We start from the raw sequence: 14716 nt of genomic DNA, 5'->3' as shown, positions 1-14716 counted from the left end.
CACCCCGTTGCCGGGGCCGCAGGCCGAGGCGCAGACTGCGACGCCGCTCAGCTATCCGGTGCGGGTGCATAACGCGGTGAGCCGCGAGCTGCGTTTGCCGGAACACGCGCGCGGCCAACGCTGCACCATCAGCATACGGCTGCGGCCGGACGGCAAGCTGGTGAGCAGCAAGATCGTGAGGGGCGATGCGCCCCTGTGTGCGGCGGCCAGCGCGGCGGTGCAGCACGCGCAGTTTCCGCCGATGGCCAACGCCACCGAGTACGCGCTGTTCAACGCCGTGGTGCTCGATTTCGTTCCCTGAAGGGATGTGACCGATGGGCCGCCTGCGCGGCCCGTTTTTTCTCGTTTCGCCGTTTGCGTATTCACGCTTTTCCGCCAATAGTGTTCTCCGGGCATGCACCCAGACAATTTTTCATTGGCCGGCCAACGGGAGCAAAAGACATGAAAGGCGAGCATCATTATCAGGTCTCGGTGACCTGGCAGGGGAATCTGGGCGCAGGCACGGAAGATTATCGCGCTTATGGACGCGATCACCTGATCGGCGCCGTGGGCAAGGCAGATATCGCCGGCTCAGCCGATCCGGCCTTCCGCGGTGACGCGACGCGCTGGAATCCGGAGGATTTGCTGGTAGCATCGCTCAGCGCTTGCCACAAATTATGGTACCTGCATCTGTGCGCCACCTCGGGGATTTCGGTGCTGGCCTATCAGGACGATGCCGTGGGCGTGATGCGCGAAGACGCCGCGCGCGGCGGCTTTTTCACCTCGGTGACGCTGCGGCCGCAGGTCACGGTGCGCGATGGCGACGATCTGCAACTGGCGCAACAGCTGCATGAGAAGGCGCATCACCTGTGCTTTATCGCCAATTCGGTGAATTTCCCGGTGGCGTGCGAACCGCAGGCCGCGTACGCAACCCGCTGAATTTTCACTTAGCTTTGCCATTTTCGTTATTTTGAACGCCGCAACGGCTCACGGATACTGAGAGAAAATCTCTTACCGCGAGCCGCAGCATGTCCCACGCCCACTATTTGCACCCCGAACAGCGCGAACGAATCAGGCAGCTTTATCGGCGCCGGCATTGGCGGCTGGAGCTGCCCACCTGGGGGATCATGGCGGCGGTGTACGGCGGCTGGTTCGGCGTGGCGTATTCTTGGCAGGCGCTGGGCCCGTGGCTTGGCGCACCGCTGCTGATCCTCCTGACCACCTGGTACCTGTCGTTGCAACACGAGCTGATCCACGGCCACCCGACGCGCTGGCCGCGCGTCAATCAGCTGTTCGGCCTGTTGCCGCTGGCGGTGTGGTATCCCTATGGGCTGTATCGCGATTCGCATCTGCGCCACCACCGCAACGACCACCTGACCGATCCGCACGAAGATCCCGAAAGCTATTACTTCAGCGCCGCGCAGTGGCGGCGTTATCCCCGCCTGTTGCCGCTGTTGGCCGCCGTGCGCAATACGCTGATCGGCCGGGTGCTCCTCGGCCCGGCGCTGGATATTGCCGCGACCCTGGCCGGGGCGGTGAAAGCGCTCGCCGGAGGGGAGTGGCGCGCCTGGGCGAGGTGGTTAGCGCACCTGTCGCTGTTGGCGGTACTGCTGCACTGGTTGCAGATGCAGGGTATCGGCACGGCGTTTTACCTGTTGGCCATCAGCTATCCGGCGTTGGCGCTGACCAAGGTGAGATCGTTTTTTGAGCATCGCGCCGTGGACGCACCGCAGGCACGTTCTATTATTAATGAGGCGGGCTGGCCGTGGCGGCTGTTGTTTCTCAATTTGAACTACCATTTAGTGCATCACGATCTGCCCGGCCTGCCCTGGTATGGTTTGCGCGAAGTCTATCTGGCGGAGCGCGAGGCGTATCAGCGGCGCAGTCAGGGATTTGTCGCGCAAGGCTACGGCGAGTGGCTGCGCGATTACGCCCTGACGCCGATCGACGTCGGCGTGCATCCGTTGCGCGCCGGTGAACCGCAGGGGGGAGGCGATGCCCTGCCGACGGAAAAATTTATTGCGCGCTGGAAGCGCGTTTCTCAGGATTTTCCAACCTAACTGGCCCATGAGCCGGAAAACGTACAACCAGAGGAAAAGTATGGCAATCACCTTATCACGCGGACGTTCCTTTGCCGTCGCGCTGGCTCTGCTGGCCACCGGCGGCCTGGCGCAGGCGGCCGACTCGGTGCGCGTCGGCTCCAAGATCGATACCGAAGGTTCGCTGCTCGGCAACCTCATCGTGCAGGTGCTGGAAGCCAACGGCATCAAGACCACCAACAAGCTGCAGCTCGGTACCACCAAGGTGCTGCGCGGCGCCATCACCTCCGGTGAGATCGACATCTACCCGGAGTACACCGGCAACGGCGCGTTTTTCTTCTCCGATGAGAAAGATCCGGCGTGGAAGAACGCCCAGGCCGGCTTCGAGAAAGTGAAACAGCTCGACTACGACAAAAACAAAATCGTCTGGCTGGACGCGGCGCCGGCCAACAACACCTGGACCATCGCTATTCGCCAGGACGTGGCGGAGGCCAATCATCTGAAAACGCTGTCGGATCTCGGCAAGTGGATCAACGGTGGCGGCAAGTTCAAGCTGGCGGCCTCGGCGGAATTTATCGAACGGCCGGATGCGCTGCCGGCGTTCCAGAGTGCCTACGGTTTCAAACTGAATCAGGATCAGCTGCTGTCCCTGGCCGGCGGTGATACGGCGGTGACCATCAAGGCGGCGGCGGAGCAGACCTCCGGCGTCAACGCGGCGATGGCCTACGGCACCGATGGCCCGGTAGCGGCGCTGGGGTTGCAGACCTTGGCGGACCCGAAAGGCGTACAGCCGATCTACGCGCCGGCGCCGATCGTGCGCGAAGCGGCGCTGAAAGCGCACGCCAATCTACCTGAGCTGCTGAAGCCGGTGTTCGCCTCGCTGGACGGGCCCACGCTGCAAAAACTCAACGCGCAGATCGCCGTGGAAGGCCAGGACGCCAAACAGGTGGCGGCCGCTTACCTGAAAGAGAAAGGGTTTGTTAAGGGATAATGCCGAGGTGCCCCCTCTGCCGTCGGGAGAGGGGGTTAACCGAGGGAGCCGGAGCGTTTCTTTGACTATCGCCGTAAAACATCGCGTCTTGTTGACGCTGTTCATGCTGTTGCTGCTGGCCGCGTTCGGCCTGCCGTTCCTCAGTTATGCCCCCAATCGCCTGTTGTCGGGCAAAAGCCTCCCCTTGTTCTCCCTGCTGCACGGCCCGGCGCTGTGGCTGCTGTTGCCGCTGGCGGCATTGGCGAGCCTCAGCCTGTTGCCGCCGACGCGGGGGCGGGCGCTGCTGGCGGCGCTGGCCGCCTGCGGGGTGTTGACGCTGGCCTTCTGGATCAGTGGGCAGGCCGCCGAACGCCTGGCGCAGGAGGGGTCGCGCCTGGCGCGCACCTCTTGGGGCAGCGGCTGCTGGCTGACGATGGCGCTGAGCCTGCTGATCGCGGCCGACGCCATGGCGCGCCTCACCGCGTCGCACCTGTGGCGCATGCTGGGCAACGCGCTGGTGCTGGTGCCGCCGGCGCTGCTGCTGTTCGGGCATCAGCTCGATCAGCTGTCGCTGCTGAAGGAGTACCACAATCGTCAGGAGGTGTTTGACGCCGCGCTGCTGCAGCACCTGACCATTCTGCTGGCGACGATGGCCCCGGCGCTGGCGATCGGCGTGCCGCTCGGGGTGCTGTGTTTTCGCTCCGAGCGCTGGCAGAGGCCGATTTTTTCCGCGCTGAACATTATCCAGACCGTGCCTTCCATCGCGCTGTTCGGCCTGCTGATCGCGCCGCTGGCGGGGCTGGCGACGGCGGTGCCCTGGCTGGCGGAGCACGGCGTCAGCGGCATCGGCATGGCGCCGGCGATCGTGGCGCTGGTGCTGTACGCGCTGTTGCCGCTGGTGCGCAGCGTGGTGGCGGGGCTGCAGAGCGTGCCGGCCGGGGTGATTGAGTCCGCCACCGGCATGGGGTTGACGCGCGGGCAGATTTTCCTGCGCGTGCAGCTGCCGTTGGCGTTGCCGCTGTTCCTGACCGGCGTGCGCATCCTGGCGGTGCAAACCGTCGGCATGGCGGTGGTGGCGGCGCTGATCGGCGCCGGCGGTTTTGGCGCCATCGTGTTCCAGGGGCTGCTCAGCAGCGCGCTGGATCTGGTTCTGCTGGGGGTGATCCCGGTGGTCGTGATGGCGGTCATCGTCGATTCGCTGTTTAAATTTTGGGTTTCAATCCTGGACGTATCGCGCCGATGATTCACTTTGAGCAAGTCAGCAAAATTTTTCAGGGCAAGCCGGCGGTCGACGATCTCACGCTGCACATCGCCGAGGGCGAATTCACCGTGTTGATCGGCACCTCGGGTTCTGGCAAGTCCACGACGTTAAAAATGATCAATCGCCTGATAGAACACGATCGGGGCAAGATCCTCTTTGCCGGCGAAGAGATCCAGTCGTTCAAACCGCAGGATCTGCGGCGGCGCATGGGCTATGCGATCCAGTCGATCGGCCTGTTCCCGCACTGGACGGTGGAGGAGAACATCGCCACCGTGCCGCAACTGCTGAAATGGCCGCGTACGCGCATCCGCGATCGGGTTACCGAGTTACTGGAGCTGTTGCATCTGGAGCCGGATCTGTTTCGCCGCCGCTATCCGCACCAGCTGTCCGGCGGGCAACAGCAGCGGGTGGGGGTGGCGCGTGCGCTGGCCGCCGATCCTGAGGTGTTGCTGATGGACGAACCGTTCGGCGCGCTGGATCCGGTCACCCGCACGGCGCTGCAGGCGGAGATCGCCCGCATTCATCAGATCTCGGGCCGCACCATCGTGCTGGTGACGCACGACATCGACGAGGCGCTGGGCCTGGCGGATCGCCTGGTGCTGCTCGATCAGGGGCGCGTGGTGCAACAGGGCACGCCGCTGGCGCTGCTGACCGCGCCGGCCAACGATTTCGTGCGCGATTTCTTCGGGCGCAGCGATCGCGGCATCAAGCTGCTGTCGCTGGGTACGGTGGCGGAGCGGGTGCGGCCCGGCGTCGCTGGGGGCGAGCCGATCGCCGCCGCCATGAGCCTGCGCGAGGCGCTGTCGGTGTTCGTGGCGCGCGGCAGCGACTGCCTGCCGGTGGTGGATGAACGGGGCGAAGCATTGGGGGTTCTGCACTTCCACGATCTGATCGCCGGGCAGGCGCTGTCATGAGCGGGCGCATCGGGCGCCTGCTGCGCGATCCGCTGCCCTGGACGTTGGCGCTGCTGTTGGCGCTGGTGTTCGGCATGGATCATCTGCGCGGCCTGTTCGCCGCCTGGTTCCCTGATTTGGAGCGGCCCATTTATCAGCAGGACAGCTTTATCGCGCTGGTGGGGGCGCACCTGTCGCTGGTGGCGATCTCCAGCCTGATCGCGGTGGTAATCGGCGTGGCGGCGGGCGTCGCTGTGACCCGACGCAGCGGCCGGGAGTTTCGTTCGCTGGTGGAAACGGTAGTGGCGGTGGGGCAGACCTTCCCGCCGGTGGCGGTGCTGGCGGTAGCGGTGCCGGTGATGGGCTTCAGCGAGCAGCCGGCGATCATTGCGTTGGTGCTGTACGGCCTGCTGCCGATCCTGCAGGGCACGCTGGCGGGCATCGAATCGGTACCGCCCGCCACGCGCGAGATCGCCCGCGGCGTGGGGATGAGCGCCTGGCAAATTCTGTGGCGGGTTGAACTGCCGCTGGCGGCGCCGGTGATTGTCGCCGGGATCCGCACGTCGGTGATCATTAACATCGGTACGGCGGCCATCGCTTCCACCGTCGGCACCAAAACGCTCGGTTCGCCGATCATCATCGGCCTGAGCGGGTTTAACACCGCCTATGTGATCCAGGGCGCGGCGGTCGTGGCGTTGTTGGCTATTATCACCGATATGCTGTTCGAACGTTGGGTGCGTTATCTCACCGCCTGGCGCCAGCAGACGCTGGCGGCCACTCCGGCGGGGTAAGGGGGAAATGATGCAGGTGTCTCTACCGATGTACGGCGTTGGCCGGGAGCAGGCCGAATCCTTCTGGCAGGTCTTGCGCGGCAAGCTGCTGCGGCTGGGGTTGCCGGCGGCGCCGGAACGGCTTAGCTGGCCGGACGATCTGGCGCAGCACTGGCGGCGCGAGGATCTGCTGCTCAGCCAAACCTGCGGTTATCCGTTGGTCAGCACCTTGCCGCAGGTGCAGCTAATCGGCACCTACCACTACCGGGTGGAAGGGTGCGACGGGCCGAATTACCGCAGCTGGCTGGTGGTGCGCGCGGACGATCCCGGCGAGCGGCTGGCGGATTTTCGCGGCCGAACGGCGGCGTATAACAGCACCGATTCCCAGTCCGGCTACAACGGCCTGCGCGCGCTGATCGCGCCGCTGGCGCAGGACGGGAAATTCTTCGGTGCGGCTATCGCCTCCGGGGCGCATTACCAGTCGCTGAAGCTGATCCGCAGCGGGCAGGCGGATATCGCCGCCATCGATTCCATCAGCATGGAACTGCTGCGCCGCGCGCAGCCACAGGCGCTGGAGGGGCTGAAAATCATCGGCCGCACGGCGGCGGTGCCCGGTTTGCCGCTGATCACCGCAGCCGGCACGCCACCGGAACAGGTGGACATCCTGCGCGCCGGCGCCCGAGCGATGCTGGATGAGGCGGTCAGCGACCGCCTGCTGATCGGCGATTTCAGCCTGGTGCCGCGCTCGGCTTACCAGATTATCACCGTGCTGGAGCAGCAGGCCGCCGCACAGGGCGTGACGGCGCTCTAGCCGCCGTTACAGCAGGCCGCCGCCGTCGATGTCGATCACGCTGCCGGTGACGAAACCGTTCTCCATCGCCAGCAGGTAACCCGCCGCGACGTCGGCCGCCTGGCCGATCCGGCCGACCGGCAGGCTGCCGCTTACGCGCTCGAACAGCGCCTGACGCTGCGCGGCGCTCATGCCGTCGTAGGCTTCGGTGGCGGTGATGCCGGGGCTGACCACGTTCACCCGCCGCGGCGCCAGCTCCTTCGCCAACTGTTTGCCGACCGCTTCCAGCGCGGCGTTGATGCCGGTTTTGATCAACTGACCGCCAAGGTATTTACGCGACAGCTGGCCGGAGGTCAGGGTGATGGAGCCCTGCGGCGCCAGCGTCGGCAGCGCCGCCTGCACCGCGCGCAAACTGCCCCAGAATTTGACGTTGAAGTCGGCCTGCGCCTGCTCAAAGGCAGTCTCCGCCAGCGGTTTCGCGTCCACCAACGGCCCGGCGGTGATCACCAGATGGTCGAAAGCGCCGACGGCGGCAAACAGCGCATGCAGTGATGCTTCATCGGTCAGATCGGCCTGCATCAGATGCAGCGCGTCGTTTTTCTCCCCGGCGTGGGGAAGGCGACGCGAAGCCAGCACCACTTCAGCGCCGCGCGCCGCCGCCGCGTAGGCCACCGCGGCGCCAATGCCGCTGGTGCCGCCCAGGATCACCAGCTTTTGTCGTTTCAGGGGGGAGTCGGGAATCGTCATGTTAAGGCCTCTTTTTAGGTAAGTTTCAACGGGATCTATCTTTCCTGATTGAAAATGAGGAAAAAAGCCCGCCTAATAGCAAACACTTGTAAATTAATATTAATAATTGATTGGGCTAAAAAGAGGGGAAATACATGACCTCATTTGTCGATCTCGAGGTGTTTGTCCGCACGGTGGACGGCGGCAGTTTTTCCGCCGCGGCGCGCTCGCTGGACATGACGCCGGCGGCGGCCAGCATCGCGGTGAAAAGGCTGGAGCAGCAGCTGGGCGCGCGGCTGCTGGTGCGTTCCACCCGCAGCCTGAGGTTGACGGAGGAGGGCGCCCGCTATCTCGACAGCGCGCGCCTGGCGCTGGGCGCGTTGGCCGAAGGAGAGCAGGCGATCCGCGAGAAGCATCAGGGGCTGTCCGGGGTACTGCAGATTTCCGCGCCGTCGGATTTTGGCCGCAATTTGCTGCTCTGCTGGCTGGATGAGTTCCGCCTGCAGCACCCGCATATTCAGCTGCAGCTCCTGATCAACGATCGGCAGGCCGATCTGTTTCGCGAACCGGTGGATGTGGCGCTCCGTTTCGGGCCGTTGGCCGACTCTTCGCTGGTGGCGCTGCCCATTTTGCCGCAGCACCGGCGGCTGATCTGCGCCAGCCCCGATTACCTGCGGCGGCATGGCGCGCCGCAAACGCCGGCCGATCTGGTTCGGCACAGCATTCTGGTGTATCAGCCCAGCGGCAAACGACAGGTGGAATGGCGGCTATGGCGCGGTGAGGAACTGATCGAAGTGCCGTTGAACGGCAGCTATTTTACCGATGATGGCGAGGTGGCGCGGCGCTGGGCGCTGGCTGGCCACGGGGTGGTGCGCAAGTCGGCGATCGACGTGGTGGCCGACATTCGCGCCGGGCGGCTGGTGCAGCTGTTGCCGGAATGGCGCAGCGACGCGGTGCCGATCAATCTGGTCTGCCCGCATCGCTCGCAGGTGTCGGAACGCGTCAGGCAGCTGCAGCGCTTTTTACAGCAGCGCTGTCAGCGTTGGATGGACGATCACTTGGCCTGAAGGGTTTCGGTTTGCGCCGGCGTGGCGGCGGTATCCCCGGCAGGCGCGCTTTCTTCATGCGGGGTGGTGGAACGGGTGTAGATGTTCAGCCCGGCGAGGAATACGCCGCCCAGAGAACCGAAGGCGCACAGGGCGATGACGATGAGGAACGCTTTTTTCAGCATAGGAATAATTTCGCAGGTTGCTTGGAACAGCGGGAATTATAGCCCCTTCGCCGGGTGAAACAAGAATCGTTTTTAACGGCGGCCCGCAGACCGCCCTTTGTGATCACCGCCGTTCGCAGTCGATGGCCTGTACGTTGGCCGGGCGGGCGAACAGGTATTTTCCCAGCGTCACCAGCACCACCGCCGCCACGATGATCACCAGCGCCAGCCACTCGCGCGGCGCCAGCGATTCGCCGGCAAAGCCGATGCCGAGCAGCACCGCCACCACCGGGTTGACGTAGGCATAGCTGGTGGCGACCGCCGGGCGCACATTCTTCAACAAGAACATATAGGCGCTGATCGCCAGCATCGAGCCGAAGACAATCAAGTACCCGAGCGCCAGAAAGCCGCCGGTGCTCGGCATCTGAGCCAGGTGCTCGCCGCTCAGCCGGCTGGCGACCAATAACACCACGCCGGCGACCAGCATCTCCGCCGCGCCGGCCATCGGCCCGGCCGGCAGCGAGATGCGCGATCCCAATACCGAGCCAAAAGCCCAACTGGCCGACGCCAGCAAGATCAACAGCGCGCCGGTCGGGTTGCCCACCAGGTTGTTGCCGGTGTTGAGCAGCACGATGCCCACTAACCCGAGCGCAATACCGGCCCATTCCAGTTTGGTGTTACGCATGCCCCACAGCAGGCTGAAGCAGAGGGTGAACAGCGGCACCGTCGCCACCATCACCGCGGCGATGCCGGACGGCACATGTTGGTGTTCCGCCACCGTCACCAGGCCGTTGCCTACCGCCAGCAACAGAATGCCAATGGCGCCGGCGGCCAGCCACTGCTTCGGCGTCGGCAGCGCGTGGCCGCGCCAGGCCAGGAAACTGAACAGCACGATGCCGGCAATCAGAAAGCGAATCCCGGCCATCATCAGCGGCGGCCACTGCGCGACGCCGAGGCGAATGACGAAATAGGTGGAACCCCAAACGATATATAACGTGAACAACGCCCCGATCAACGGCAGGACGCTACGGCTTTGTTGGCTAAGCATAGGGATGTGTTTTTGCAGGGATGATTATTATTAGAACGCTCAGTAAACCCGATTGGGCAACCGATAAGCAATGGCTTTCGGCATTATTTTTCCCGACTGCCGCAAGCCGTTCAGCTGTTCCGCCGCTTCCACTGCAGCCAACTGACGGCCGGCAGGTAAATCGACCAGCCGACGGCCAGCAACAGCAGCATGAACTCCGGCGGCACGCCGGGCAGTAACACGCCCAGCTTCCAGGAGACGGCGTAGGCGAAAGGACCGACGGCGGCGCCCAGCACCGCCAGCGGCCAGGGCGCCGCTCTGACCACGTCCAGCAGCCAATACCACCAGCAGCCGAAGCCGATCCACAGCGCGAGGGTCCAGAGCGGCAGGCCGTGTTGCCCGCTGTAGTGCAGCACGCCGCTGTAGCTCCATAGCCCATCCATGCCGATACCGCCCAGGGCAGCCAGAGCCGCGCCCTTACGGCGGGTGGCAGGGGTAAAGATCAGCGCCAGCGCCGCGCCGGCCAGCAGTAGGCCGTTGAGCCGATCGCGAGTCAGCAGCGCCAGCAGCCAGCAAACGCCCAGTCCCAGCGTCGCCAGCCAGAATCCGGCATGCGGCTTCTTCATCGTTCAACTCCCGTGGGGTTACTCTGCCGCTGCGCGCTTAGCGCCGACGGATTTGCCAAGCGGGCGCGAGGCCCGCTGTTTGCCTGAATGTTCGTTAATTCAACCTTAGAAGGGAAGGTGTGGGGTGCACAAGCAGAATAATCTGTACCGGTTGAAAACGTGGGCAAAAACCGGTGTTACAGGAGCGAAATCCGGTAGGCGCAGCGGCGCGAGCCGGCCAGAATGTGTTCGGCGCGCTCCACCTGCGCCTGCAGCACTTCGGTGAAGATACTCAGCTCCGCCCGGCAGAAGCCCTGGCAGACGGTGGCAGCGGCGCAGATCGGGCAGTGGTTTTCCACCAGCAGATAGGCACCGTCCTCCTCCTGGCGCCATTCGGCCATATACCCTTCGCGACAGCGGATCTCGGTCAGGCGCGCCACGCGCTCCTGCAGATCGGCGGCGCCAATCATCGCCTGCTTGTAGTTGATGCGGTTTTCCTGCTCGCGGGTTTCGATCAGCACGTCGAGCGCCTGTTCGCCCAGCTTGTCGCGCACGGTGCGCAGCAGCTGAACCGTCAGGTCCGCATGGGTATCGGGAAAGCGCGCATTGCCGGCCGAGGTCAAATGCCACAGCTGTACCGGGCGGCCTACGCCGCGCGTTTCCGCCACCGCTTCGACCAGCCCCTCTTTCGCCAGCTTGACGAACTGCTGGCGGGCCGCCTCACCGGTGGTGCCGAGCACCTTTCCTGCGTCAGAAGCTTGCTGCGGGCCGCGGGTTTTCAATAGCGTCAGCAAGCGGTCACTGACCGATTGTGCGGTCTTTCCGCTATTTTCCAAGTTTATTCTTGACATATTTCTCCGCCTCGCCCTAACTTATTCCAAGATAACTCTTGTTAAATTTAACGCAATCTTATGATCAACTCAATGCCATTCCTCTGAAAACAGGACGACAACCGTGATAACCCATGACGATAGCCGCTGGAGCGACCTTTTCTCTGGCAAAAATGCGGCCAGTGCGATCGCGCTCTCGCTCGGCGTGGCGCTGCATGCCATCAATATTCTGGTCGCCACCACCATCTTGCCCTCGGTGGTGCAGGATATCGGCGGGCTGGATCTCTATGCCTGGAACACCACGCTGTTCGTGGTGGCGTCTATCCTCGGCTCCGCGCTGTCGGCCCGCTTGCTCAGCGGCTACGGTGCGCGCAGCGCCTATCTGGTGGCTTCGCTGTTCTTCATCGCCGGGGCGGCGCTGTGCGCGCTGGCGCCGAGCATGCCGGTGATGCTGATCGGCCGCACGGTGCAGGGCTTTGGTGGCGGGCTGATCTTTGCGCTCTCCTACGCGATGATCAATCTGGTATTCGAGCAGCGGCTGTGGCCGCGCGCCATGGCGCTCATCTCGGCGATGTGGGGCATCGCCACCCTGGTGGGGCCGGCGGTAGGCGGTATTTTCGCCGAACTGAACGCCTGGCGCTGGGCCTTCGGCATTCTGCTGCCGATCATGGCGCTGTACGCCGCGTTTACCTTCCTGATCCTGCCCAAGGGCAAAGCGCAGCAGGCGGCCGCACCGTTGCCGACCGCACAGCTGCTGTTGCTGACCGTGGCGGTGCTGGTGGTGTCCGCCGGCAGCCTGGCGCACAGTGCCTGGATCAACCTGGCGGGCATCGCGCTCTCGCTGGTGCTGATGGCCTGGTTGCTGAAGCGCGAAGCGCACTCGCGCGCCCGCCTGTTGCCGCACGGCGCACTGCGGCGCGGCTCATCGCTGGCGGCGTTGTACATCACGACCGCGTTGCTGGTGATCGGCATGACCAGCGAAATCTTCGTGCCTTATTTCCTGCAGCTGCTGCACGGCCAGTCGCCGCTGATCTCCGGCTATATCGCCGCCGCTATGGCCGCCGGTTGGACGTTGTCCGAGATCCTCAGCTCCGGCTGGCGCGGAGCGGGCATTCGCCGGGCGATCGTCAGCGGGCCGCTGTTCGTGCTGGTGGGCTTGCTGGCGCTGGCGATCCTGATGCCGATGCCGTCCGGCGGCCACTGGCAGGCGTTGGCGCCGATCGTCATTGCGCTGTTGCTGGTGGGATTCGGCATCGGCTTCGGTTGGCCGCACCTGCTGACGCGCATTTTGCAGGTGGCACCTGAAGCGGACAAAGATATCGCCGGCGCTTCAATTACCACGGTGCAGCTGTTCGCCACCGCATTCGGTGCGGCGCTGGCCGGGATGATCGCCAACCTGGCGGGGCTGAACGATCCGGGTGGCGCGACGGGCGCGGCATCGGCGGCGCGTTGGCTGTTCCTGGCGTTCGCGCTGGCGCCGCTGCTGGCGGTATTCAGCGCCTGGCGCTGCGCGGCGATCGCGCCGCCGGGGGCCGAGACGGGCAATTTTGTACAAAACCCGCCCTCGCGCGAGTGCTAGAATGCCTCTCATTCAGCGGAGGTAGGCAAGATGAAGGCGGAAGGCATAGCGCGCAAAGCATCCCGGGAGCAGGCTCATTTTATGCACGTCGACGATCTTGGCGGGCTGGAAGTGCTGCAGGCCACCTACCGCCGCCAAACCTTCTCGCGCCACAGCCATGAAGGCTTCTGCGTGGGCGTCATCGACGATGGCGCCCAGCGCTTCTACCGCACCGGCGGCGAACACGTGGCGCCGCTGGGCAGCATCATTCTGGTCAACGCCGACGATATTCATACTGGCAGTTCCGCCACCGAAGAGGGCTGGTCGTATCAGGCGATGTACCCGACGCCGGAGCTACTGGCCTTTTTATCGCGCGATCTGAAAACCGGCGCCGGCGCGACGCCTTATTTTCCCAACCCGGTGGTGCACGACGTCGGCCTGGCTGGCCAGTTGCGCATGGCGTTCAGCCTGCTGCGCAGCGATGAGAACCGGCTGATGAAGGAGACCATGGTGTTCTCGGCGCTGACCTGGCTGATGCTGCGGCACGGCAAAAGCCGTATCGATCCTGCGCCGCAGAGCCGGGCGCAAAGCCAAGTGGCGCGGGTGAAAGCCTTTCTCGACGATTTCCCCGAGGCGGACATTTCGCTGCTGGAGCTGGCGGATCGCGTGGCGCTCAGTCCTTATTACCTGCTGCGGCAGTTTCAGCAGGCCACCGGCCTGCCGCCGCACGCCTATCAAATTCAGGCGCGGCTGCGCAAGGCGCGCGGCATGCTGAAGGCCGGCAACAGCGTGCTGGACAGTGCGTTGAGCTGCGGCTTTCACGATCAAAGCCATTTCCACCGCCATTTTCGCAAGTCGATGGGCGTCACGCCGGGCGACTACGTCAAATCGCTGAAATAGCCGGGCAATCGGGTGCAATACCCGTGTACGCCTGCGCCGTAAGCTGGCTTCTTCAACTCAAGGAGAAGCCCATGACTGATTCAATCCCCCTCATCACGCCGCCCTCCGCCCGCCTGCGCCCCGCGCTGCAGGGCGGGGTGGCTATCTTGCCGCTGTGCCTGGCGGTGGTGCCGTGGGGAGTACTGGCGGGCTCGATGGCCCTGCAAAGTGGCCTGACGCCGGCGCAGGGGCTGGGCATGTCGGCCATCGTGTTCGCCGGAGCGTCGCAGCTGGTGGCGATGGGCATGATCAAGGGCAGCGCCGGGCTGCTGGCGATCCTGCTGTCGACCTTTTTCGTCACCGCCCAGCATTTTCTTTACGCGCTGCGGCTGCGGGAGCGTATCGCGCCGCTGCCGTTGCGCTGGCGGCTGGCGCTGGGATTCTTGCTCACCGATGAACTGTTCGCGCTGACCGGCGAACAGACGCCGGCGCGTTTCAACCGCTGGTATGCGCTGGGCGCCGGGCTGACCTTTTACCTGTGCTGGTTTCTCTCCACGCTGCTTGGCATCGTGGCCGCCGGCAGCGCCGGCGATCTGGACGGTTACGGGTTGGATTTCTCCATCGCCGCCACCTTTATCGCCATCGTGGTGCCGCTGGTGCGCAGCCTGCCGGTGTTGGCCTGCGTGCTGACCGCGCTGCTGCTTTCCATCGTGTTGCACCATTTCCAGACGCCGGGCGCATTGGTGATCGCCACCGTGGCGGCGATGCTGGTCGGGCTGCTGTGCAGCGGGGGGCGCCGATGATCTGGCTGACGATCGTTTTGATGGGGCTGGTGGTGTTTTTCAACCGCTACTGTTTTCTGGCGCCCGGGTTGCCGCTGCGTCTGTCGCCGCGCGTTAAAACCCTGCTGAGCTTTTCCGTGCCGGCGGTGCTGACGGCGATCTGCGGGCCGATTGTCGCCTTCAGCGGCGACCAGCTGCGCGCCGCGCCGGATAACCCTTACCTGTGGGGGGCGGTGTTTGCGGTGATACTGGCGTTCTTTCTACGCAATATGCTGGCGGTGGTGTTGCTGAGCATGCTGATTTTCATCGCGCTGCGCGGCATTTTTTAAAATTCGCTTGCCATATCTCTAATTTGAGATTATTTCTCTTTTATGAGATTTTTTAGGCGAGGTATGAG

18 protein-coding genes are annotated in these 14716 nt (G+C 64.3%); 13 read left to right on the top strand and 5 right to left on the bottom strand.

Features of this window, described 5'->3' with window-relative positions; translation table 11 throughout:
• The first annotated feature begins 7 nt into the window (after nt 1–7).
• From QMZ29_RS14120 to QMZ29_RS14085, 8 genes are all read left to right on the top strand, one after another.
• Nucleotides 8–301, top strand: coding sequence for a cell envelope integrity TolA family protein (locus tag QMZ29_RS14120; protein ID WP_283225782.1), 294 nt, complete (start codon nt 8–10; stop codon nt 299–301).
• A 140-nt stretch (nt 302–441) separates the two neighbouring features.
• Nucleotides 442–918: an OsmC family protein gene (locus QMZ29_RS14115; protein WP_033642352.1), complete on the top strand. Its 477-nt coding sequence runs from the start codon at nt 442–444 to the stop codon at nt 916–918.
• An 89-nt stretch (nt 919–1007) separates the two neighbouring features.
• On the top strand, nt 1008–2039 hold the full coding sequence (locus QMZ29_RS14110) for a fatty acid desaturase (protein ID WP_038629055.1): 1032 nt from the start codon (nt 1008–1010) through the stop codon (nt 2037–2039).
• Nucleotides 2040–2079: 40 nt separating this feature from the next.
• Nucleotides 2080–3009, top strand: coding sequence for a glycine betaine ABC transporter substrate-binding protein OsmF (gene osmF, locus QMZ29_RS14105; RefSeq protein WP_060432686.1), 930 nt, complete (start codon nt 2080–2082; stop codon nt 3007–3009).
• A 61-nt stretch (nt 3010–3070) separates the two neighbouring features.
• On the top strand, nt 3071–4231 hold the full coding sequence (locus QMZ29_RS14100) for an ABC transporter permease (RefSeq protein WP_261424071.1): 1161 nt from the start codon (nt 3071–3073) through the stop codon (nt 4229–4231).
• Nucleotides 4228–5163 (top strand): ABC transporter ATP-binding protein, encoded by a 936-nt coding sequence (locus QMZ29_RS14095; RefSeq protein WP_261424070.1) that lies wholly within the window; start codon nt 4228–4230, stop codon nt 5161–5163. The genes QMZ29_RS14100 and QMZ29_RS14095 overlap by 4 nt, the downstream gene beginning before the upstream one ends.
• Entirely contained in the window at nt 5160–5933 is a 774-nt protein-coding gene (locus QMZ29_RS14090) for an ABC transporter permease (RefSeq protein WP_060432689.1), read from the top strand. Before QMZ29_RS14095 ends, QMZ29_RS14090 begins: the two co-directional genes overlap by 4 nt.
• A 28-nt stretch (nt 5934–5961) precedes the next feature.
• The gene (locus QMZ29_RS14085; RefSeq protein WP_080352622.1) at nt 5962–6723 is read left to right on the top strand and encodes a phosphate/phosphite/phosphonate ABC transporter substrate-binding protein; all 762 of its coding nucleotides are present in this window, start codon (nt 5962–5964) and stop codon (nt 6721–6723) included.
• A 6-nt stretch (nt 6724–6729) separates the two neighbouring features.
• Here QMZ29_RS14085 and QMZ29_RS14080 read toward each other — a convergent pair whose 3' ends face one another.
• Complete coding sequence (locus tag QMZ29_RS14080) at nt 6730–7449, bottom strand: SDR family oxidoreductase (RefSeq protein ID WP_025302046.1); 720 nt, start codon at nt 7447–7449, stop codon at nt 6730–6732.
• Between the two features lie 134 nt (nt 7450–7583).
• Here QMZ29_RS14080 and QMZ29_RS14075 point away from each other — a divergent pair, with 134 nt between their 5' ends.
• Entirely contained in the window at nt 7584–8495 is a 912-nt protein-coding gene (locus tag QMZ29_RS14075; protein WP_043137014.1) for a LysR family transcriptional regulator, read from the top strand.
• Here the strand turns inward: QMZ29_RS14075 and QMZ29_RS14070 are convergent.
• From QMZ29_RS14070 to QMZ29_RS14055, 4 genes are all read right to left on the bottom strand, one after another.
• The gene (locus QMZ29_RS14070; protein WP_162837922.1) at nt 8483–8659 is read right to left on the bottom strand and encodes a YohO family small membrane protein; all 177 of its coding nucleotides are present in this window, start codon (nt 8657–8659) and stop codon (nt 8483–8485) included. The genes QMZ29_RS14075 and QMZ29_RS14070 overlap by 13 nt on opposite strands.
• 103 nt (nt 8660–8762) lie before the next feature.
• Nucleotides 8763–9686 carry a drug/metabolite exporter YedA gene (gene yedA, locus QMZ29_RS14065; RefSeq protein ID WP_025302048.1) on the bottom strand — a complete coding sequence of 308 codons (924 nt, stop codon included), beginning with the start codon at nt 9684–9686 and terminating at the stop codon, nt 8763–8765.
• 110 nt (nt 9687–9796) lie between these two features.
• A complete protein-coding gene (locus tag QMZ29_RS14060) occupies nt 9797–10291 on the bottom strand; it encodes a DUF2878 domain-containing protein (protein WP_025302049.1) in 495 nt (164 codons plus the stop codon).
• 176 nt (nt 10292–10467) lie between these two features.
• Entirely contained in the window at nt 10468–11121 is a 654-nt protein-coding gene (locus tag QMZ29_RS14055; protein ID WP_025302050.1) for a helix-turn-helix transcriptional regulator, read from the bottom strand.
• Between the two features lie 103 nt (nt 11122–11224).
• Between QMZ29_RS14055 and QMZ29_RS14050 the strand changes: the two genes are divergently transcribed.
• The 4 genes from QMZ29_RS14050 to QMZ29_RS14035 all read left to right on the top strand — a co-directional run bounded on the left by QMZ29_RS14050 (nt 11225) and on the right by QMZ29_RS14035 (nt 14648).
• Nucleotides 11225–12679, top strand: a complete 1455-nt coding sequence (locus QMZ29_RS14050) for an MFS transporter (RefSeq protein WP_025302051.1) — start codon at nt 11225–11227, stop codon at nt 12677–12679.
• A gap of 30 nt (nt 12680–12709) precedes the next feature.
• Nucleotides 12710–13558, top strand: a complete 849-nt coding sequence (locus QMZ29_RS14045; protein ID WP_089180675.1) for a helix-turn-helix transcriptional regulator — start codon at nt 12710–12712, stop codon at nt 13556–13558.
• A 71-nt stretch (nt 13559–13629) separates the two neighbouring features.
• Entirely contained in the window at nt 13630–14340 is a 711-nt protein-coding gene (locus QMZ29_RS14040; RefSeq protein WP_043137025.1) for an AzlC family ABC transporter permease, read from the top strand.
• Entirely contained in the window at nt 14337–14648 is a 312-nt protein-coding gene (locus QMZ29_RS14035) for an AzlD domain-containing protein (RefSeq protein ID WP_043137027.1), read from the top strand. Before QMZ29_RS14040 ends, QMZ29_RS14035 begins: the two co-directional genes overlap by 4 nt.
• The last annotated feature ends 68 nt before the right edge of the window (nt 14649–14716 follow it).

Origin of the sequence: Serratia sp. PF-27, assembly GCF_030053255.1 — a bacterium.
GTDB classification, from domain to species: Bacteria; Pseudomonadota; Gammaproteobacteria; order Enterobacterales; family Enterobacteriaceae; genus Serratia; species Serratia bockelmannii.
This window is presented reverse-complemented; position numbering and strand designations above follow the sequence as displayed.